Origin of the sequence: Streptomyces sp. NPDC058955 (genome assembly GCF_042741435.1) — a bacterium.
In the GTDB taxonomy this organism is placed as follows: Bacteria; Actinomycetota; Actinomycetes; order Streptomycetales; family Streptomycetaceae; genus Streptomyces.
In genome coordinates this window covers 45,000-64,657 of the sequence record NZ_JBHYKM010000039.1, presented here as the reverse complement: position 1 = coordinate 64,657, position 19,658 = coordinate 45,000, and the positions used below count along the sequence as shown (strand labels likewise).

Genomic DNA, 19,658 nt, shown 5'->3' with positions numbered 1-19,658 from the left:
GCGCGGCGCGCCGCCCCGGCCCACGGCGCCCCCCTCACCCGGCGCTCGCCCCGGGGGCCGCCCCCGGCGCCCCCCCCGCTCTTCGTCATCCTCCCGCCCCGTCACACCAGCCGGCTGCGCAGGGCGTGCGCGACGGCGTGCGGGCGGTTGCGCAGCCCTTGCCGGACCAGCATCCGGTGGATGATGCCCTTGATGGTGCGCTCCGAGTAGTTCAGGTGTGTCGATATCTCCGCCGTACTCAGCCCTTCCGCGAGGAGACGCAGCACGTCTCGCTCGCACGGATGGGGAGCCGTCTCACGAGGAGCGGAGGGGGCTTCCCGGGCGGCCCGGTGCCGCCGCTCGGGGTGGTGTGGCCGGGCTCCGGCAGCGTCGGGGCCGGAGGACTCCATGACGGCGCGGAGCACGGTGTCGCTGTCCACGGTCCTGCGGTGCAGGAGGTGCAGGAGGCCGTAGGCCCTGGCCTGGGCCCGCTGGGCCTCGGTTATCACGTCGGCGACCATCACCAGGCGTACGCACGGAGTGCGGGCCTCGACGACGGCCTGCCTGATCCGGGCCAGGAAGCCGTCGTCCACGTCGAAGGCGACCGCCACCACGACTCGCGCCTCGGGGAAGCGCTCCGGGGGAAGGACCTCCACTCCCGGTTCGCCCTCCAAGAGGGCGCTCATGGCGGCGTTCGAGATCGGGTCGCCGCCCACGACCCTGACGCGTACCGGCGTCACGGCCACCTCCTTGGATCACGGAGACGACTGCTTGCAGAGTCGTCGACTTTCCGGGGACAGCATGGTGCACCTTCCCGCCTGACCACGTGACCGAGCGAGCACGGGACATGGCCGATCGTGCACACCCTCAGGTCACCTTTCGCCCGCAGGTGCACGCCCTCAGGTCATTGGTGTCATCGGACGGTCAGGAGATGGTCCGCCGGGCACATGACCGGTGCAATCACCCGTACCAGCCGTCCGCCACTCCGAGGACAGGACTCCCATGCGCACTGCTCAACCCATCGATCCGTTCGGCCACGACATCCAGGGCGAGGCGGACCGGCTCCGTGCCGCCGGACCGTGCGTCCCCGTGGTGCTCCCCGGCGGGATCGAGGCGTGGTCCATCACACGCCAGCCGCTCCTCAAGCGGCTGCTCACCGACCCCCGCGTCTCGAAGGACCCGTACCTCCACTGGCCTGCCTTCCGCGCCGGCGAGATCCCCGAGACGTGGCCGCTGTACACGTGGGTGGCAGTCCGGAACATGTTCACGGCGTACGGGATGGAGCACCGACGGCTCCGACGGCTCGTCGCCCCCGCGTTCACCGCCCGCCGCACCGAGGCCATGGAGCCGCTCGTCCGCGACATCGTGGGGGACCTTCTCCGGAAGCTCGCCATCACGGACCCCGCGCACCCCGTCGACCTCCGGGAGACCTACACCCACCCACTGCCGATCCAGGTGATCTGCGCCCTGTTCGGCGTGCCCGACTCCATGCGGACGGATCTGCGCCGTGCCGTCGACGGAGTGTTCAACACCGCCGCCGGAGCCGAGGAGGTGATGGCCACGCAGAAGATGCTCTATGGTCTCCTCACCGAACTGATCGCCGGCAAGCGGGCCGCCCCCGGCGACGACATGACGAGCGACCTCATCGCCACCCGTGACGACGAAGAGCAGGGGCTGACCGAACAGGAGTTGATCGACACCCTGCTGCTGATCCTCTCGGCAGGCCATGAGACGACGGTCAACCTGATCGGCAACGCGGTGCACGCGCTCCTCACCCACCCCGACCAGCTCGCCCTCGTTCGCGCGGGCGAGGCCACCTGGGACGACGTTATCGAGGAGACCCTGCGCTGGGCGCCGAGCGTGGCCAGTCTGCCGCTGAGGTACGCCGTGGAGGACATCGCCGTCGAGGGTGGCCCGGTCATCTCGGCGGGCGACGCGATCGTGGCGGGCTACGCCGCCGCCGGCCGCGACCCCGAGCGATACGGGCCGACCGCCGGTCTCTTCGACATCACCCGCGGCGACAAGGAACACCTGGCGTTCGGCCACGGCGTCCACCGCTGCCTCGGCGCCCCGATGGCCCGGATGGAGGCCCGGATCGCGCTACCCGCGCTCTTCGACGCCTTCCCCGGGCTGCGTCTGGCCTCGCCGGCGGACGACCTGCCGCCGATCGAGTCGTTCATCGCCCACGGCTTCCGGTCCATCCCGGTCCTCCTGGGCTGAGGAGGCAGGCGGCAGACCCTCCCTCCGGGGGCTCCGTAAGGGGTCGGAGCCCCCGGTGCGGCGGGCCTCAGAGAACACCGGCCTTGATGGCGTACGCGATGGCGTGCGACCGGTTCCGCAGCCCGAGCCGCTGCACGACTCCGGCGATCGTGCTCTTGATGGTCCGCTCGGAGTAGCTGAGACGCGCCGCCACCTCGGCGGTGTCGTGACCATCGGCGAGAAGCCGGAGGACGTCCAGCTCGCGCAGCGAGAACTCGGCCGGGGACAGGGGCAGTCCACGGGGCGCGAGCACGTCCCGCTGGACCGCCCGCATCCGGTCTATCAGCGCCCGCACATAGCTCCCGGGCAGCTCGGCCCGGCCGCTCCGGCAGGCCCGGACCGTCTCGTCGAGCTCCGCCAGGGTGGTGGTGGCCCGCGTAAGGAAGCTCACCATCCCGTGGTCGAAGGCGCGGATGAGCTGCCAATCGGCGATCTCGTTCGCCACCAGGACGATCCGCATGTCCGGTTCGCGTGACTGCTCCGATGCCTCGCGCATCCAGTCGATCACCTCCTCGGTGACGGCCCCCGCGAGCAGCAGGACGACCTCCGCCTCCTCCGACCGGCTCGGCAGGAGTTCGATGCCCTCGCGCGAACGGAAGTAGGCTTCGACGCCACTGCAAGTGATGGAGTCCGTCGCGAGGACGGTGAGTGCCAGGGCGGTCCGGGCCGGCCTTTCTTCGGTGATCATGAATCAGCTCCCGTCGTCTGGGCGTCGCACCCCGCGATCGGTGGCAGCGTAGGCAGCCCTCCAGGTCCCGGCCGCGGTACGCGGAGCGTTCGACCCGCACCGGTCAAAGCGAGTGCACGCATGGGCATCCCCCCACTCCTCGCGAAGGTGTCCCCATGGCCGCGGATCGCTCCGGACACGGTCCGCACTCGACGGCACCCATCCGCCCCCTCTCCCCCCGCACCTCCATCCCGGGTAGGGAGTGGGGGGCGGTTCCCTTCGAAAGGGCGTTTCACGAGCTCAAGATCCACTTTCAGCAAGCGGCTCAGATCACGCCGTCCCGCACGGCAGCGGCGACGGCGTGAGTGCGATTGCGCACACCGTGGACCTGAAGGATGCGGGAGAGGGTGCTGCGGACCGTGCGCTCCGACAGGCGCAGCTCGGCGGCGATCTCCCGCGTCTCGCAGCCTGCCGCGACGAGCCGGATGACCGCGGCCTCCCGCGCAGACCAACCGACGCCGTGCGCTCCTGCCGCGGACCGGTCGGCCGCATCCCCTCCGGTCTCAGGCCGTAAGGCGCTCAGACGGGTGTACGGAAGGACCACCTGCCCAGCGCGGCAGCGCCGAGCAGCGGCCACGACCTCCCCCATCCGGGTCTCGCTGCGGACCAGATAGCCGGCGAGTCCGCCGTCGAGGGCACGGGTGAGCTGCCGGTCGTCCATGTCGTCGCCGACGAGCAGGACCTTGTTCGTCCCTCCGGGGTCCGGTGCCGAAGCCAGGGCGATGGCCTCGCCGAGTACGGACTCCGTCACCGCGCCGACGAGCAGCAGGTGGACATCGACTCGTTCGCCCGTCCCCGCGGTGAGCACGCGGACGGCGCTTCGGCGACGTAGCCAGGCGGTGATCCCGTCCCGGGTGAGGGCGTCCCTGGCGTGCACGGTCAGCGAGAGCGGAGCGAGGTGCGACTGGAGCATCGGGGTGTCGTCCTTCGTCGGTTCGGCGGGGGCGCGGCGGCACGGGGATCGGACCTGCGCCTACCTGACAGTTATGTACCTGCGGTCGGCCGCTGTGGGCCGGTCATCATGCTCAGGCCGCTCGCACGTAGCTGGACGTTAGGGAGTTCGAATCAGGCTCCGACCGCCCCTGAAGGTGCCCCCGCGAACACGTCCGATGGTCGAAGGGGACCATCCTCAATGACCTCGCGGGAGTGCGGGCGCGGCCGTGGTGTGCTGACCGAGACGGACTGAACGACACGTCGCGACAGCGGTGAGGAGCGAGTGGGCAATGGAACGTGGGCGGACGGACGACTCCATGGGCGCCGGCTCCCCGGCGGACGACTCCACGGGCATCGGCTCCATGGGTGTCGACCAGCCGCTGCCGTGGCCGCTCACCGGTCGGGGCTGGGTGACGGAGCGTCTCGACGCGCTGCTGACCGGCCTGCGGGACCGCTCCGGGGTGCGGCCGCTGCTGTTGCGGGGAGAAGCCGGCATGGGCAGGAGCGCGCTCCTCGCGTCCTTCGCGGACCGGGCCGAACGGCAGGGAGTGCTGGTCCTGCGGGGCTCCGGCGTGCCCGCCGAGTCGTCCATGCCTTATGCCGCACTGCACCAGCTGCTCTGCCCGGTTCGGAGCCGAGTGGACGCCCTGCCGCCGGACGAGGCCCGGATCCTCGGAGCGACGCTCTCCACCGGCGCGCCCGCCGACCCCTTCCTGCTGTGCAACGCGGTCCTGCGGCTGTTGCGCCTCACCTCCGAGGAGACACCCGTTCTGCTCGCGCTGGACGACACCCACTGGTTCGACGCGCAGAGCCTGGGCGTGATCAGCTTCCTGGCCAGGCGGACCTGGGACGCCGCACTGGCGCTCGTCGCCGCCGCGACGACCAGCGCGCCTGGCCCCTTCGACGGGGACGTCCCCGAGATGCTCCTCGGCCCCCTGGGCAGAAGGGAGGCGACGGCCGTCCTCGACCTGCACCACCCGGGCCTGGCGCGGAACGTCGTGGAAAGGGTCGTCACCGAGGCCGGTGGCGTCCCGCTGGCACTGGTCGAACTGCCCAGGGCCCTCGGCGCGGACCAGCGCCGGGGCACGGAGCCGCTGCCCGCGTACCTCCCCCTCGGACAGCGGCTCCTGCGGACCTTCGCCCCGCGGCTGCGCGAACTTCCCGACCACGTCCGGGAACTGCTGCTCCTTACGGCCCTGGAGGGGAGCGGGGACACCCGGGCCGTCTGGTCCGCTCATTCCCAGGGCTGGGAGGTGGCGGGCCGGGCCTATGTGGCCGCCGAGGACGCGGGCATGCTGCGCGTGGGCGAGCGGGACGGCAGGACGGTGTTCTGCCACCCGCTGCTGCGCGCCGTGGCCGTGGCCGAGTCCTCCGCCGACCGGCGGCGGGCCGCCCACCGGGCCCTGGCGAACGTACCCGGTACGCCGGCGGAGCGGCAGGTGCACCATCTCACGCTCTCCGCCGTGGGGGTCGAGCCTACGGCGGCGCACGCCCTGGCCGCCGGAGCCGTACGGGTTGCAGCGACCGGTGCCGCGACCGTCGCTCTGACTTCGCTCACCCAAGCGGCCGAGCACGCGTACGAGGCCGGGGACCGAGCCGCGTTCCTCACCCGGGCGGCGCGGAGCGCGGCGCGGGCGGGGTCGCTCGGGGAGGCCGCGGACCTGCTCGCCCGCGCCGACCGGGAGTCACCCGGGGCGGACCCCGTGGCCGCCGCCCTCACCCGGTCGATCCTCGTCGCCGAGGAGAACGGCGACGGGCGGGCCGCGCTCGCGCTGCTGCTGGGTGCCTTCGACTCCTACCAGAACGGGCCGGCGGGCGACGACGGCGGCCGGGACGAGATCCTTGGTCGGCTCATCCATCTGGCCATGGCCACCGCCGATGCCGAACTGTGGCACGCCACGTCGTCCCGGCTCGGTACGGGACCCGCGTGGGCCCGACTCGTTCGCGATGTCTCCACGCCCCTGGTCGGCCAGGACCACCGGCTGCCGGCCCGGCTCGCGGCGGCTGTCGACGAGTTCCCGGAGGATGTGTCCGCCGGGCATGTCCTCCGGCTGGCCTCGTGTGCCCTCGCCGTCGACGCCATGGAGCCGTTCCGCGGGCCGCTGGCCCGGGTGATCGACCGGGGGCGGCGGGGCGGCGCGGTTCTCGATGTGACGGAGGCTCTCGGACTGCTCGGGCTCGATGCCCTGTTGTGCGGGGAGCGGGAGAAGGCCGTGGCCCTCACCACCGAGATGCTGGCCCTGGCCGAGCGGCACACGCTACGCCTCACCACCTCGTACGCACAGGCCCAACTGGCCCTGGTCACAGCCGCCTCGGGCGACCCGATCCCCGCGGCGGAAGCTGCCCCGGGGACCGAAGGGTCCGGGCCGACCGCCGTCATGGCGCACCAGGCACGGGCGTGGGAGGCGCTGGCCCGCGGGGAGTACGAGCGGGCGCACGCACACACGGCGCGGGCCTCGGCGGCCGCAGCGGATGGCCCGGCGCTCTCCCCTCTCCAACCGGCACTGCTCCTCGACCTGGTGGAGACGGCCGTCCGTACAGGGCGCTCCCACGAAGCGCGGATGCACCTGTCGGGAGCCGAGGCGAAGGGTCTGGCACACCGATCGGAGCAGCATCGGCTGGCGGTCGCCGCGGCGCGGGTGATGGTCGCGCCGCGCGCGGAGGCTTCCGCGATGCGGGACGCGGTGCTCAGCCTGCCCGGCGCCCGGTCGGGCTCGTTCGCCCTCGCGCGGCTCGCGGCATTCTTGGAGCCGATGGCAGCCTCGAAGCCCCGGGACAGCTCGCCGCCGGCCCCCGCTCCTGAGCGCTGCCCTCCGGACAACCCTGCGGATCTCACCCGGCAGGAGCTCCAAATCGCCCGGCTGGCCGCGTCGGGCCTGTCGAACAAGGAGATCGGTGAGCGGCTGTTCCTGTCCCCCAGGACCGTGAGCACCCACCTCTACAACCTCTTCCCCAAGCTGGGCGTCCGCTCGCGCGCGGCGCTGCACGAGCGCCTCCTCGGACTGGGATACGCGGCGCCGGAGCGCCTCCTCTCCCCCGCCGTGTGACGCCCGGCGGCGCGCACCGGGTCAGGCGGCGCGAGGCCGCCCCGCCGATTCCTCGCCGGCGGAGACGGTGATGGTGTCGGCCCCCCATCTGACCGCCCTCCCGCAGACGACACCGCGCTCGGCGAGATAGGGGGCGAGCCGCTGAATGCGTCCGCGCAGCGCGGGCAGCGACATCGGCAGTTCGGGCGTGCCGAGGAGGCCGCGGATGTCGTGGCAGCAGACGGGGCCGGACAACGACGTGAGGATGTCGAGCAGGAGCGACTGCGTACGGAAAGGGGGCACCGCCGCACGGCTCGCCGGCCGCCTCCACCCACGCGGCGCGGATCCGCGGAGTCCGGCGTCCGTCCTCCGTACCCATCGCAGATCGGCACTCAGCCTGGCGTTCAGATCTCCTGGCGGCGCGCTCCGGTCGAGTACGTTGAGCGCCCCGGCCCCCAGCAGCGCGGCAGTGTGTTCCGGCCGGCTGGTGGCGACGACGACGGGCCAGAGCAGCCTCAGGCATCTGACGTACGCCTCCGCCTGTCCGCAAGGGAGTTCGTCGATGAGGTCGAGCACGGCGAGCAGGGGCCGGGGTCCGTCCCCGCGCCACACCGCACCCACCTGACTCCACGCCAGGTTCACCACCTCGTGGCCGCGCACCCGGCGCCGTCGCATCGGGTCCCCACCCCGCTCGCCGCCTCCGCCGAGCGTGACGACGGCGACGACCCGTGCCCCTCGTTCCCTGTACTCCCCCATGGGTGCGGCTCCTTCCGCTCGCCTCGTACAACGACAGGGGGAATATAGTTAACCGTTATGCATCACAAATCGCCTGAAAAGGTTTATAGAACGACAAAGGCTCGGCATGCGTGCGCGGTAGCGCGGCGACGCTGAACGAACGGGCAGATACGAGCCGCCCCGGACAGGGCCCCGCCCCCGTCCCGGAGAGCCGGTGGGACGGGCGCGGGGCTACAGGCAGGATCAGGGCTGGACGAACCGCTGCACGAAGGCGAGGGCGGTGTCCGCGACCGTGCGCCAGCCGCTGTCGATGGTCAGGGCGTGGCCGCGGCCGGGGATCTCGGTGATCTCGGTGACGGCGTGCTTGTTCTGCGCCTGCTTCTTGTACGAGGCGTTGGCGATGGCCCAGGGCACCGTGTGGTCCTTCTCCCCGGAGATCAGCAGGAGCGGACCGCGCTCGGGGTTCATGGTGTCGACCTTGACCTCCGTCCACGGGTTGAAGTTGGCCACGGCGGCCTGGAAGAGCGGCTCGCCGGGGGCGGGGACGGCGAAGGTGGCGTACAGTTCGCGCGCTTCGTCCTCGCTGACCGCGTTGGCGAAGGAATAGCGGAACTGCTCATACGTCAGAGGGACCGCGCGGTGGTAATTGGCCGGGTTCCCGAGGACGGCGCTGGCGGCGCGCAGCGAGGACAGCGGGAGCGGGAGCACACCTCGGAAGGGGGCGGGGTCGATGGCGACGGACGCCTGGGACAGCCCGCGTCCGGCGGTGATCTGGGCGATCAGTCCGCCGAAGGAGTGTCCGATCACGACCGGTGTGCGGTCCAGCTTGCGGATCAGGTCGCAGAAGTGGTCGGCGACCTGGCCGACGCTCTTGCCGGCGAACACCTCGGGGTGGGCGTTGGCCTCCTCGACGGTCTCCGGGTCGTCGGGCCAACCAGGGGTGACGGGAGCGAAGCCGGCCTTCTCGAAGACCGCTGCCCACCGGTCCCAGCTGGTGGGCAGCAGCCACAGGCCGTGGATGAAGACGACCGGGGTCCGGCCGGTGGCGTTGGCGCGCTCGATCTGGGCGAGGTCGCGCGCGTAGGACGCGGGCGGGGGCGGGGCGTCGGACGACGACATGTGTTCTCCTGGGGTGCTGGGGTGCTGAGGGGGTGAAAGGCGGACCGGGTTCGGGAAGTCGGGCTACAGGCGGGTGAGGGGGGTGTCGACCAGATGCTCGGCGACAAACCATGCCTGGAGCTCCCCGACGCGGATCACGCCGGAGACGATCAGGTCGTTGGTGCCGTCGTCGCCGAGTTCGGCGATCCGGCGGGCCGCGTCGCGGGCGTCGATCAGGATCAGCTCGTGAGCCTCAAGGAGCCGGGACAGCATCGCGGGCACCTCCTCCACCCCGTCGGGCGGTCGCGGCACCGAGGTGATCTCGGCCGCGTGCCGGGGATCGCCCACGGCGACGCCGCCGAGGCTCTGCACCCGCTCGGCGAGGGTGTCGACGATCTCCAGCTGGGCTTCGGCGTGCTGGTCGAGGAGGACGTGGAGCTGGTGGAAGGTGGCGCCGCGCATCAGCCAGTGGTGCTTCTTGTAGAGCGCGTGCAGCATCTGGGTGTCCGCCAGGACCCGGTTCAGGCGCTGGCAGGCGTACATCCGTGCGTCGTGGGACAACCCGATCGGCAACTGTCTGACCGTGCCGAACGGCTGGATCTCGTGGCCTTTCTGGTGCAGCAGCGGCTGCGCGCCGCTGGGGGCCGTGGTGCCGGTGGACGGGGTCATCGGGTGCTCCGGGAATCGGTCGGTGGTGACGTTCGGGTGGGGGCGGGATCCCGGCGGTGCAGCAGGGCACGTACGGCGAACCCGCTGCCCGCTCCGGCCGGCAGGGCGAGCGCGGCCACCCAGGCGGGCCAGGGCAGCAGGCCGAGGGCCTGGTCGACGGAGTAACCGCCGGGGCCGGAGAGGGCGAGGACGTAGGAGACCGTCACGAGCACGAGCGGGTACTCGTAGCCGTCCTTCTGCACCCACAGTCCGTGCGGCCACTTGACGGTGAGCGCCACGGTCATCACGCCGATCGCGCCGGTGGCGGCGAGCGGGGTGAGGGCTCCGCAGGCCAGCAGCAGGCCGGAGCCGAGCTGGCCGGCCCCCGCGGCGAGGGCGGTGAGCGCCCCGCCGCGGAAGCCGTCGTGCCGGAATTCCTCGGTCCCGCCTGCCAACCCGCTGCCGCCGAGCCGGAAGCTGACCTTCTGCACGCCGTGTCCGGCGATCAGGAGGCCCGCGACCAGGCGGAGGATCAGCAGACCGGTGTCCATGGGTCAGCCGACCGCGTTCGGGTCGATCATCGACTGGGCGTAGACCACGCCCATGCCGTACGCGCCGCCGTGCTGCTTGACGACATCGAGGGTGGCCGCGTACGTCTCCGAACGGGCCCAGTCGCGCTGGAGTTCGAGCAGGACCTGGAGCCAGGTGACCGGGACGGCACCGGCGGCGGTCATGCGCTGCATGGCGTGCTCGTGCGCCTCCGGGGTGACGCCCGCGGAGGCGTCGGCGACGACGTAGACCTCGTAGCCCTGGCTGAGCGCGGAGAGGGCGGGCAGTACCAGGCAGACCTCGGTCCACAGGCCGGACAGGATGATCTTGGAACGGCCGGTGGCCTTGACGGCCTCGACGAGCGCGGGGTCCTCCCAGGCGTTCATCGTGGTGCGGTCGACTATGTCCTGCTTGGGGAAGACCTCGCGCAGCTGCGGCAGGATCGGTCCGGAGAAGGACTCGGCGGCGACGGTGGACAGCACGACCGGGACGTCGAAGACGGTTGCCGCCTTGGCCAGACCGACGGTGGCGTTGATGACCCCGGCACGGTCGGCGCTCGCCGCTCCGAAGAACATCTGCGGCTGGTGGTCGACGAAGAGCATCATCGCGTTGTCGGGGGTGAGCAGGTCGGGGCTGGGGGCAGCGTGGGCGTTCTGGACGGTGCTCATGGGTGGGTGGCCTTGCCTTTCGGGTGGATGGATTCGGTTCAGGGCAGGTAGCAGGGGTCGAGGACGCCCCCGGCGGCCTCGGGGGTGGTGCGACCGCGGGCGGCGCGCCACCGACGGTGTTCTTCGGACTCCGCCGCGGCCTCCGCGAGCAGTGCCGCCTGACGGACGCCCTGGCGGGACGGCGGCGGGGTGGCGTGGTAGCCGCCGAAGCGGGCGACGGGGCTCCAGTCGGGGGCGACGGGCGGCATTGCCTCGTCCAGTCCCTCGTACTCGGCCGCCCCGTAGACGACACGGCCGCCGACGACGGTGAGGACCGACTCGATATGCGGGATGTCGTGAGCCGGGACGGTGAAGAAGTCGTCCGTCAGAGCAGTGAAGTCGGCGTAGTGGCCTTCCTTCAGGATTCCCTTGACGTCCTCTTCGCCGGTGACGCGGGCGCCACCCCGCGTGTACATCTCCAGCGCCTTCTCTCGGGACACGAGCCGGTCAGACGGGTAGAGGGACAGCCCGCCGACGGTGTGCCCGGTGACCAGCCAGTGCAGGGCGACCCAGGGGTTGTACGAGGAGACGCGGGTGGCGTCGGTGCCGGCGGCGACCGGCAGGCCGAGGGCCAGCATGTCGGTGACGGGCGGGGTGCGGGCGGCGGCCTCGGCTCCGTAGCGGTCGGTGAACGCCCGGCCCTGGAAGGACATCCGGTTCTGCACGCTGATCGTGCCGCCGAGCCCGGCGATCCGCTCCAGGCTGTGTTGGGTGACCGTCTCGGCGTGATCGAAGAGCCACCGGTTGCCGGCCGGGAACAGACCGTCGGCGGCGAGCTTCTCGAAGACCGCGAGGTCGCGGCGGATGGTCTCGTCGTAGGTGGCGTGCAGGCGGAACCCCCAGCCGTTCTCCATGAGCAGACGCACGGCCTGCTCGAACTCGCTCTCGTAGCCGGGGGCGAGCTCAGGGCGGGGTTCGGAGAAGTTCTCGAAGTCGGCGGCGGCCCAGGTGAGGTTCTCCCCCGCGCCGTTGAGCCGCAGCCAGGCGTCGCCGTCGTTGGGACGGACCGTGTCGACCCAGCGTTTGAGGTCGGCCAGTTCCTGCCCGGCGGTCTGCGGAAAGAGGTGGTAGGCGATCCGGAGGGTCAGCTGTCGGGCGGCGGCAAGGTCGATGACGGTGGCGTAGTTGTCGGGGAAGTTCTGGAATCCGCCGGCGGCGTCGACCGCCGAGGTGAGGCCGAAGCGGTTGAGCTCGCGTAAGAAGTGCCTTGTGGAGAGGGCCCGTTCGGACTCGTCGAGGGCGGGGGCGGCGGCGAGCGTGGAGTAGAGGACGAGCGCGGAGGGGGCGGCGAGGAGGACCCCGTTGGGTTGACCGTCACGACCGCGGACGATCTGTCCCCCGCGCGGGTCGGGCGTGTCCTTGGTGAAGCCAGCCGCCCGGACGGCGGCACGGTTGAGAATCGCGGACTGGTAGAGGTGCAGGACGAAGACAGGATTGTCGGGGGCAGCCGCCGTCAGCTCGGCAGGGGTGGGCAGCCGCCGTTCGGCGAACTGCTCCGCGGTCCAGCCGCCGACGACCCGGATCCACTGCCCCTTCGGGGTGCGGCCGGCCTGCTCCCGCAGCATGGCGAGCGCCTGCCGCAGGGTGGGGACGCCGTCCCAGCGCAGTTCGAGGACGTAGTTAAGGCCACCCCTGATGACATGCAGGTGTGAGTCGTTCAGGCCGGGTACGACACGGCGGCCGAGTGCGTCGACGACGCGCGTCCCCGGGCCGACGTGTCCGGCGATGTCGTGGTCGTCCCCGAGGGCGGTGATCAGGCCGTCCCGCACCGCGAGCGCGGAGGCGGCTGGCCGGCTGGGATCACCGGTGTGGATCTTGGCGTTGCGCAGGACCAGATCAGCGGCCCGGCCCTCGGGAAGGTCGTGGTCGGGGGTGATGCCGACGACCGGCATGGTGGTCATGGGTGCTCGCTCTCGTGGGGAGGGCTCGTTCGACGGACTCGTACAGCCGGCTCGGGCCGCCGGCGGGCTCGTACACAGATCACCCGTACGCGTACAGAGGTCAGAGGGTGCGCCGCACACCTGCCTGGCGCTCGATGTTGTGCAGCTGGACGGCCAGGTCGCCCTCAACGGCGCGGTGGGCGGGGCCACTACGGCCGATGGGGAGAACCTCCTCCCCACGCATGTCCTCAAGCATCAGCGCGAAGGCCGTGTAAAGGGCGATGGCAGCCAGGATCAGGCCCAGAACTCCGGAGAGCGTGCCCAGCCACGCCACGCCGGTGAGGTTGGCGAGGGCGGCGACGGCGAACCTGGGCACTGCCGCGCACAGCACCAGCCACAGCGCCCGCTTCCGGGCGGCGACACTGGCCATCAGCAGGGCGAACGCAGTGAAGACAGCGTTGAGGACGCCGAGGACGCGGGTGCCGCCCGGCGCGTCGGTGATCAGAGTGAGGGCGGTCGCCAGCCACAGGCCGGAGAAGCAGGCCATCAGCGTGGCGGCCACGACGTCGCGGGCCCCGAAGGAGAAGTAGCTCACAAGGAGTTGGAGGACGAAGGCGGGCAGGATGGCGAGGCCGACTGCCCGGCGCGCGTCGTCCTCGAAGGCCCCCAGCTGGAAGCAGCCGACGATCACCGAGGCGATGGCGACCGCGTAGAAGCCGAGCGGCATCGGGGAGCCGATGGGGCGCAGGTTGATCCGCGTCATGCTGCGCAGATCCGGTTCGTGGTGGCGGCCGGCGGACTCCGCCGGCTTGTCGCTGTCGTGCGTGGTCACGGGGCGGCCTTCCTTGGGCGGAGCCCGGCCGGGGTGGTGGGGCGGGTACGGGGGGTTCCCGCCCCACCGGTACGGGGGCCGGTGCGGCGGATCAGGAACCGGCGAGGGCCCGGCGCAGGGTGGTGGTGGCGAGCTCGATGGCCGCGTCGGCGGCGAACGTCTCGCGCAGCGCGTTCAGCATGACGAAGTCATGGATGATGCCCTGGTAGCGAACGGCGGTGACGGGCACGCCCGCGGCGCGCAGCTTGTTCGCGTACGCCTCGCCCTCGTCGCGCAGGACGTCGGCCTCTGCGGTGATGACCAGGGCCGGCGGGAGGCCGGTGAGCTGCTCGGTGGTCGCGCGCAGCGGGGAGGCGGTGATCTGTCCACGCTCGTTCTCGTCGGTCGTGTACTGGTCCCAGAACCACTGCATGCCGTCGCGGCGGAGGAAGTAGCCCTCGGCGAACTGCTCGTAAGAGCCGGTGTCGAAGGCGGCATCGGTGACGGGGTAGAAGAGGACCTGCTGGAGCAGGGGCAGGCCGCCGCGCTCCTTCGCCGTCAGTGTCAGGGCGATGCTCATGTTGCCGCCGACGGAGTCGCCGGCGACGGCGATCCGCGCCGGGTCGAGGTCCTTGGCGGCACCGTCGGTGACGACCCAGCGGGCGACGGTCCAGTTCTGCTCGATCGCCACCGGGTAGCGGTGCTCGGGCGAGAGGTCGTACTCGGGGAAGACCACGGCGGCCTGGGCGCCGACCGCGAGCTCCCGGACCAGGCGGTCGTGGGTGTGCGCGTTGCCGAAGACCCAGCCGGCGCCGTGGATGTAGACGATCACGGGCAGGACGGTTCCGGCCGTTCCCGCCGGGCGCACGATCCGGGCGCGGACGGAGCCGGTGGGCCCCCCGGGCACGGTCACCCACTCCTCGTCGACCTCGGGCTTGACGATCTCACCGGACTGCACCTCGTCGACGGCCGCACGGCCCTCCGCTGGTGGGATCTGGAACAGGAACGGCGGCTTGGCGGTGGCCTCGGCGAACGCGGCGGCGGCGGGTTCGAGGACGGGCGTGACGGGGTGGGGCTGTGTCATGTTTCGACCTGTTCACTGCGAGGACGGTGGACGCCGGTCTCGTCTCCTTCGAGGCGGCAGTGGAACAGTAGGTTTGACCGCCCCGCCCAAGTTGCCGCATTGCGCAGTGTGCATGACCCAGACTGCACATCCGCGTCGGCGTGAGGCCCGAACGGCGCTGAGGAACAGCCCTGACAACGTGCCACGAGTCGCATACCGCTGCGGGTCGAAGAGGCGTGTGGAAATGGTGGCTCGACGAGCGGATCGCTCTCGACGTTGCCGGTTGTGGAAGGGCATGTACGTTCCGGCGACGAGTCCGTTCTGGTTCCTGGTCCGGCGAGGGTGCGAGGAAGGCTGCTCTTGAGGTGCCGGTTCACCATCGGATGCGCCTTCCGGTCGAAGCGCCCCACGCACCGGGCAGGGAAGCGGCACAGCCCCCGCGCTGATCGCGGGCATCGCGTTGACGCAGAACCGACTCTCGACGCGGCGGCCAGGCCAGCGCCCGCCTCCGCTCCTCCGGACCGGTGCGGCGGCTTCACGACCGAGACGGCAGCGCATCCCCATGAGATCGCCAACGCGCGGTCGACCATCCTGAGACCGAGGCGTTTGGGCTGCGTAGTAGGTGCGGTGTCGACGGGACGAGTGGCTTCAGCATAAAACAGTCAGCGAGTACCCGGACGCACACCGGGTCGATGGCGAAGGCCGGCTGGACCTTCCATGCCCTTTCGACCGGTCCGGCGGACCCGGTGACATGTCGGTCCAGACGTACGGGGAAGAAGACGAAGCCTCCGGACCGGGCGGGAATTCAACATCGCACCTCCGTCTCGATGGTTGCGGTGATGCCGAGGAGAGTGGAATCGGCGTAGACCCGCTCCAGTGGTATGGAGACCCCGAACTCCTTGCTCACGGCACTCAGGAGTTGGACGGCGGTGAGGGAGTCGCCGCCCAACGCGAAGAAGTCGTCCTCTCCCTGAGGAAGCGGGACCCCCAGGAGCTCGGAGACGAGTGCTGTGAGCCTCTCGTGCACCGACGCGGGGCGGCGTCCCTCTCCGGCCGTTCGCGGCGCTCGCGAGATCGTGTGGTGATCGTGGTCCTTCGGCGTGACACGCAGGTGGCCCGGTCGGCCAGAGAGATCACCGGCCACGGGAAGGACGTCGATCTCCGACAGCCGGGTCTCCGGCGCGTCGGCCATGGCACGCAGGACGTCGACGTACGAGGTGATCATCGCACGCGCCTGTTCCGCGTCGAACAGGTCGGTGTCGTACTTCCAGACCACATCCATCCCGGACAGTGAACGTGGCGGGCTCGGGAGCACCGCCCGGCTCGACCGGGGAATGCGCAGGAGAGCTCCCTCGTGACGACTCGTCCGGCCGGGAGAGGAACAACGGGGGAAGACCGTCACGCTGATATCGAACTTGGTGGTGCCGTTGTTCATGCCGTCGATCACCGTGATGTCGAACGGCACTGAATCGAAGGCCTTCGGAAGCGACTCGTGAAAGTTGAACGCCACCTGGATCAGGGGGTTGACGCCGTCGACGCGGGGGATTTCCAGTCCGGCCATCACCTCTTCGAGCGGAAGCTCCTGGTTGTCGTAGGCGGACAGGCAGACGGTCCGTACCCGGCGCAGAGCCTCCGCCAGCGTGGGGTCGTCCTCGAGGTCGCCTCTCAGAACCACCGTGTTGATGAACATGCCCAGCATGTCCTCGGTGTCCGGCCAGGTCCTGGCCGCCGTGCCGGCTGCGACCAGCACGTCGGTGGCCCCGCTCATCCGGTGCAGAGCGACGAAGTAGGCAGTGAGCGTGACCATGTACAGCGTGGCTTCGTGACGGCGGCCGAACCGTTCCAGGGCCGCGGCGAGCTCACCGTCTACCGCCAGCCGCGGCGCAGCTCCGGGCCGGCCGCCGGGGGTGGCGGCGCGCCCCTGAACGGTCCGCCGTCCGAGAGGCAGGGGCAACACCGCGGGAGCATCCGTCAGGGCGCGCGTCCAGAAGGCGCGCTGCTCGTCCGCCTCCGGGGACGCGCACCAGCGGCGCTGTCGTCGGGCGTAGTCCTCGTACTGGGCGGGAAGCGGTGGTAGCGCGGCCGAACCGTGGAACTGGAACGCGTTGTAAGCGGTCACCAGATCGTGCAGGAATACATTGAAGGACAAGGCATCATGCACTGCGTGGTGCTCGGTGTGGACGAGCAGGTGCTCGTCCACGGCCAGACGCACGAGCAGCCAGCGGACCAGCCGGTCACTGCGCACGTCGAAGGGGGCGCGTACCGCCTCCCGTACGTGCCGACCCACCTGGACGTCCCGCTCGGCCGGGTCCAGACCGGTGAGATCCACCACGGGCAGTTCGACCCGCCACGGTGGAACGTGCGAGACCTCCACCCCCGTCTCCCCGAGGCGCAGGCTGGAGCGCAGCACGTCGTGCCGCCGGACGATCTCCGTGAGGGCAGCGTTCAGGGCCCGGAGATCGAGTTCGCCCGCGAGACGCAAGACGCATTGGCCGTTGTAGGCGATGGACGCGGTGGTGCTCTCGTGGGCGATCCAGATCCGTTCCTGCGCGTACGACGCCGTGGACGTGGAGACCGGTGAACCCCCTGGAACAACGGCGGCGTCGGCATCGGCATCGACAAGGAGCGAGGAAATGGCCGAGACCGACCCGGCGGTGAGGACCTCGCTGACTGGGAGGGTGCGGCCGAGCGCGGCGCGGAGGCGCGCCACCAGCCGCATGGCGGTGAGCGAATCGCAGCCCAGAGCAGCCGGTGACGCGTCCGGCGACACGTCGGGCAGGTCGAGTAGTTCGGCGAGGACGCTACGGACGAGAGGTTCGAACGGCGGTGCATCGACGGGGCGTTCGGGCGGTGTTCCACCGGAGGTGGAAAGCAGGAGCGAACGGTCGATCTTGCCGTTGGCGCGCATCGGCCATTCTTCGACGACGAGCACGCGATCGGGCACCAAGAAGGCGGGAACGATCCTTGCGAGCCTGTCACGGACGTCCTTCTGACTGTCCGTGGAGCCGGGAACGGTGCGTACAAATCCGGTCATCCTGGTGCTGTCAGCGATCACGACAGCGTCGCGGACTGAGGGGAGCGCAGCGAGCGCCTGCTCGACCTCCGCCGTGTCGACGCGGTGCCCACGCACCTTTACCTGGTCGTCCCGGCGCCCCAGGTACTCGATCGCCCCGTCGGAACGGACCCGCCCCAGGTCTCCCGTGCGGTAGGCCCGCCTGCCGGGGAGAACAGGGTCGGGCGGGAAGCGTTCCGCGGTGAGATCGGGCTGACCGAGATAGCCACGGGCGACCCCTTCCCCGCCGATGAGGATCTCCCCCGCTTCGCCATCGGGTACGGGGGCGAGCCGATCATCCACGATCGTGACGCGGATCCCGGGAAGCGGTGTGCCAATGGGGACGCTACCACCGTCCTCACTGGTCTCGACCACGTGCATGGTTGCGCATACTGTGGTCTCGGTCGGCCCGTAGCCGTTGACGAACTGGACGGGCCCGGACCACTCGCGGGCGGTGGAAGGGAAACAAATGTCGCCGCTGCTGACCATGACCCGCAGGTTCGGGAGGTCGGCCGGCGTGAGGGTCCGGATGACGACCGCGGGCAGGCAGGCATGGGTGATCCGGTGGCGCTCCCGCTCGGACAGTGTCGCGAAGTGGTGCGGGTCGACGATCTCCAGTCGGCCCCCGCTTCCCAGAGCCATGCCCCATTCGAAGATCATGGAGTCGAAGTAGGGACTGCAGTACTGGAGCACGGTGGCCGAGCCGTCCATTCCGGCGAGTGCGACACGTTGGGCGGCGATCAGGTGTGCGAGGCCTCGGTGCTCCACCACGACCACCTTCGGTTCGCCCGTAGTACCGGATGTGCGCATGGCGTAGGCGACGTCGTCCGTGGTCGGCCCCGGATCGAACGGCTGGTCGGGACCCGGCACGTCGAGGTCGAGCAGGTCCACATCGATGCGTCGTGTGCCGGCCGGCACCTCACGGGTCGTGCTGACGGTCACGTGCACCGGGCACCCCGTCCGGACCGCGAGGCTCTCTCGCCAGGGGCGGGGCCACGCCGGGTCGACAGGGAGGAATCCGGCCCTGAGCTTCCACAGAGCGATGGCGGTCTCGAAGAACGGGATGCCCCGACCCATCGTCAGCGGGACGATCTGCCCCGGCTCGACACCGCCGAGGCGCAGCTCGTGCGCCAGTCGCGTGGTGCGTAGCTCCAACGCGCCGTAGTCGAGGCTCCGTTCGCCGTGGGCCAGAGCGATGCGATCGGGCTGCGTCCGGGCCCATCCGCTCAACAGCTCGAGGACCGACTCCGCCGAGACGTCGATGGCCAGGGGCGGGCTCCAGGGCCGCGTCGACGAGGGGACGGCGACGGACGCCCAGGGCAGTTCCTGGCGCAGCGCCGGAACGAGATCGGCGAACTCGGTTCCGGTGGGGAGGCCCATGTCGATCATAGGCTCAACCTAGGGACAGGTACCGGCTATGGCTAGATCCTTTCGCTTTCGAATACGGACCGCTGTCCTGGCTCGCTCGTGACACCCGCTCTCGAGCGTGGACGAGGCCATGGGGGTTTCTGGTCTTCTGGGCACCCGGCCTGCACGAAGCCCTCATCGGCTCGGTGAGGGAGACCTCGTCATCGTCGACGGCACTCTGATTCCCGTCGACCGGGTTCGGGCGGAAGAGCCGCACCACTTGATGAAGCACCGCCGGCATGGCATGAACGCGCAGGTCATCGCCCGGCCCGACGGCACGCCGCTGTGGTTCTCCCGCGCGACACCGGGCCGGCCCGTGATCTGACCACGGCTGGGGCCCACGGCATCGTCCAGGCCTGCGTGACCCGGCAGACCCTCGTCCTGGCCGGCCGCGCCTACCAAGGCGCCGACGCCGCCTTCCGCACCCCGTACTGCTACCGCCACCGCGAACGGCCCGAGCGCTACCTTCCCCACCCTGCTGACCTACAGCTGTTCAAGATGAAAGAGGCTCAGTGTTTGTTCACGCCGGGTTATCGGGAGTGCACACGTGGAAACACCAGCGGCAGGAGTTTCGAAAGAGGATCAGTTCCGAGAGAACGGGATGCCATAGCGATTCCGGGGAGGAGGTTCCTTTCATGATTGTCTGGCCCGGTTGGTAGTACCGCTGTTACGGCGACGAGCGAGGGGGGGGGGGGGGGGGGCCCCCCCCCCCCGCGCCCCCCCCCCGGGCCCCGGGGGGGGGGGCGGACCCCCCCCCCGACCCTGAGCGCGCGAGGGGGGGCGC

At 70.9% G+C, this 19,658-nt stretch carries 14 protein-coding genes and 1 pseudogene; 3 read left to right on the top strand and 12 right to left on the bottom strand.

Going from position 1 to position 19,658, the window contains the following annotated elements; all coding sequences use genetic code 11:
- Positions 1–101: 101 nt before the first annotated feature.
- A complete protein-coding gene (locus ACFW1I_RS17550; protein ID WP_384670578.1) occupies positions 102–719 on the bottom strand; it encodes a LuxR C-terminal-related transcriptional regulator in 618 nt (205 codons plus the stop codon).
- Between the two features lie 262 nt (positions 720–981).
- Between ACFW1I_RS17550 and ACFW1I_RS17545 the strand changes: the two genes are divergently transcribed.
- Positions 982–2,199 (top strand): cytochrome P450, encoded by a 1,218-nt coding sequence (locus ACFW1I_RS17545; protein ID WP_384670576.1) that lies wholly within the window; start codon positions 982–984, stop codon positions 2,197–2,199.
- 67 nt (positions 2,200–2,266) lie between these two features.
- Here the strand turns inward: ACFW1I_RS17545 and ACFW1I_RS17540 are convergent, their stop codons facing one another.
- Positions 2,267–2,926 (bottom strand): LuxR C-terminal-related transcriptional regulator, encoded by a 660-nt coding sequence (locus tag ACFW1I_RS17540; protein ID WP_384670575.1) that lies wholly within the window; start codon positions 2,924–2,926, stop codon positions 2,267–2,269.
- Between the two features lie 304 nt (positions 2,927–3,230).
- Positions 3,231–3,878 (bottom strand): LuxR C-terminal-related transcriptional regulator, encoded by a 648-nt coding sequence (locus tag ACFW1I_RS17535; RefSeq protein ID WP_384670574.1) that lies wholly within the window; start codon positions 3,876–3,878, stop codon positions 3,231–3,233.
- A gap of 310 nt (positions 3,879–4,188) precedes the next feature.
- Between ACFW1I_RS17535 and ACFW1I_RS17530 the strand changes: the two genes are divergently transcribed.
- Complete coding sequence (locus tag ACFW1I_RS17530) at positions 4,189–6,945, top strand: AAA family ATPase (protein ID WP_384670573.1); 2,757 nt, start codon at positions 4,189–4,191, stop codon at positions 6,943–6,945.
- A 21-nt stretch (positions 6,946–6,966) separates the two neighbouring features.
- Here ACFW1I_RS17530 and ACFW1I_RS17525 read toward each other — a convergent pair whose 3' ends face one another.
- From ACFW1I_RS17525 to ACFW1I_RS17485, 9 genes are all read right to left on the bottom strand, one after another.
- Positions 6,967–7,680 (bottom strand): hypothetical protein, encoded by a 714-nt coding sequence (locus ACFW1I_RS17525; RefSeq protein WP_384670572.1) that lies wholly within the window; start codon positions 7,678–7,680, stop codon positions 6,967–6,969.
- A 222-nt stretch (positions 7,681–7,902) separates the two neighbouring features.
- The gene (locus tag ACFW1I_RS17520; RefSeq protein ID WP_384670570.1) at positions 7,903–8,778 is read right to left on the bottom strand and encodes an alpha/beta hydrolase; all 876 of its coding nucleotides are present in this window, start codon (positions 8,776–8,778) and stop codon (positions 7,903–7,905) included.
- Positions 8,779–8,841: 63 nt separating this feature from the next.
- Positions 8,842–9,426: a Dps family protein gene (locus ACFW1I_RS17515; RefSeq protein WP_384670569.1), complete on the bottom strand. Its 585-nt coding sequence runs from the start codon at positions 9,424–9,426 to the stop codon at positions 8,842–8,844.
- Entirely contained in the window at positions 9,423–9,956 is a 534-nt protein-coding gene (locus ACFW1I_RS17510) for a DoxX family protein (RefSeq protein ID WP_384670567.1), read from the bottom strand. The genes ACFW1I_RS17515 and ACFW1I_RS17510 overlap by 4 nt, the downstream gene beginning before the upstream one ends.
- Positions 9,957–9,959: 3 nt before the next feature.
- The gene (locus tag ACFW1I_RS17505; protein WP_384670566.1) at positions 9,960–10,622 is read right to left on the bottom strand and encodes a hydrolase; all 663 of its coding nucleotides are present in this window, start codon (positions 10,620–10,622) and stop codon (positions 9,960–9,962) included.
- Positions 10,623–10,660: 38 nt separating this feature from the next.
- Positions 10,661–12,562, bottom strand: a complete 1,902-nt coding sequence (locus ACFW1I_RS17500) for an amidohydrolase (RefSeq protein WP_384670564.1) — start codon at positions 12,560–12,562, stop codon at positions 10,661–10,663.
- A 100-nt stretch (positions 12,563–12,662) separates the two neighbouring features.
- On the bottom strand, positions 12,663–13,373 hold the full coding sequence (locus tag ACFW1I_RS17495; RefSeq protein ID WP_384670563.1) for an acetate uptake transporter family protein: 711 nt from the start codon (positions 13,371–13,373) through the stop codon (positions 12,663–12,665).
- 91 nt (positions 13,374–13,464) lie between these two features.
- Entirely contained in the window at positions 13,465–14,436 is a 972-nt protein-coding gene (locus ACFW1I_RS17490) for an alpha/beta hydrolase (protein ID WP_384670562.1), read from the bottom strand.
- Positions 14,437–15,220: 784 nt separating this feature from the next.
- On the bottom strand, positions 15,221–18,856 hold the full coding sequence (locus ACFW1I_RS17485) for an amino acid adenylation domain-containing protein (RefSeq protein WP_384670560.1): 3,636 nt from the start codon (positions 18,854–18,856) through the stop codon (positions 15,221–15,223).
- A gap of 119 nt (positions 18,857–18,975) precedes the next feature.
- Between ACFW1I_RS17485 and ACFW1I_RS17480 the strand changes: the two are divergent.
- Positions 18,976–19,339 (top strand): annotated as a pseudogene (locus tag ACFW1I_RS17480) (transposase family protein); the annotation flags it as partial.
- Positions 19,340–19,658: the final 319 nt, after the last annotated feature.

Coding starts and splice junctions, on each gene's coding strand:
- ACFW1I_RS17545 (WP_384670576.1), top strand. CDS start 982: ATGCGCACTGCTCAACCCATCGATCCGTTCGGCCACGACATCCAGGGC.
- ACFW1I_RS17540 (WP_384670575.1), bottom strand. CDS start 2,926: ATGATCACCGAAGAAAGGCCGGCCCGGACCGCCCTGGCACTCACCGTC.
- ACFW1I_RS17535 (WP_384670574.1), bottom strand. CDS start 3,878: ATGCTCCAGTCGCACCTCGCTCCGCTCTCGCTGACCGTGCACGCCAGG.
- ACFW1I_RS17530 (WP_384670573.1), top strand. CDS start 4,189: ATGGAACGTGGGCGGACGGACGACTCCATGGGCGCCGGCTCCCCGGCG.
- ACFW1I_RS17525 (WP_384670572.1), bottom strand. CDS start 7,680: ATGGGGGAGTACAGGGAACGAGGGGCACGGGTCGTCGCCGTCGTCACG.
- ACFW1I_RS17520 (WP_384670570.1), bottom strand. CDS start 8,778: ATGTCGTCGTCCGACGCCCCGCCCCCGCCCGCGTCCTACGCGCGCGAC.
- ACFW1I_RS17515 (WP_384670569.1), bottom strand. CDS start 9,426: ATGACCCCGTCCACCGGCACCACGGCCCCCAGCGGCGCGCAGCCGCTG.
- ACFW1I_RS17510 (WP_384670567.1), bottom strand. CDS start 9,956: ATGGACACCGGTCTGCTGATCCTCCGCCTGGTCGCGGGCCTCCTGATC.
- ACFW1I_RS17505 (WP_384670566.1), bottom strand. CDS start 10,622: ATGAGCACCGTCCAGAACGCCCACGCTGCCCCCAGCCCCGACCTGCTC.
- ACFW1I_RS17500 (WP_384670564.1), bottom strand. CDS start 12,562: ATGACCACCATGCCGGTCGTCGGCATCACCCCCGACCACGACCTTCCC.
- ACFW1I_RS17490 (WP_384670562.1), bottom strand. CDS start 14,436: ATGACACAGCCCCACCCCGTCACGCCCGTCCTCGAACCCGCCGCCGCC.
- ACFW1I_RS17485 (WP_384670560.1), bottom strand. CDS start 18,856: ATGATCGACATGGGCCTCCCCACCGGAACCGAGTTCGCCGATCTCGTT.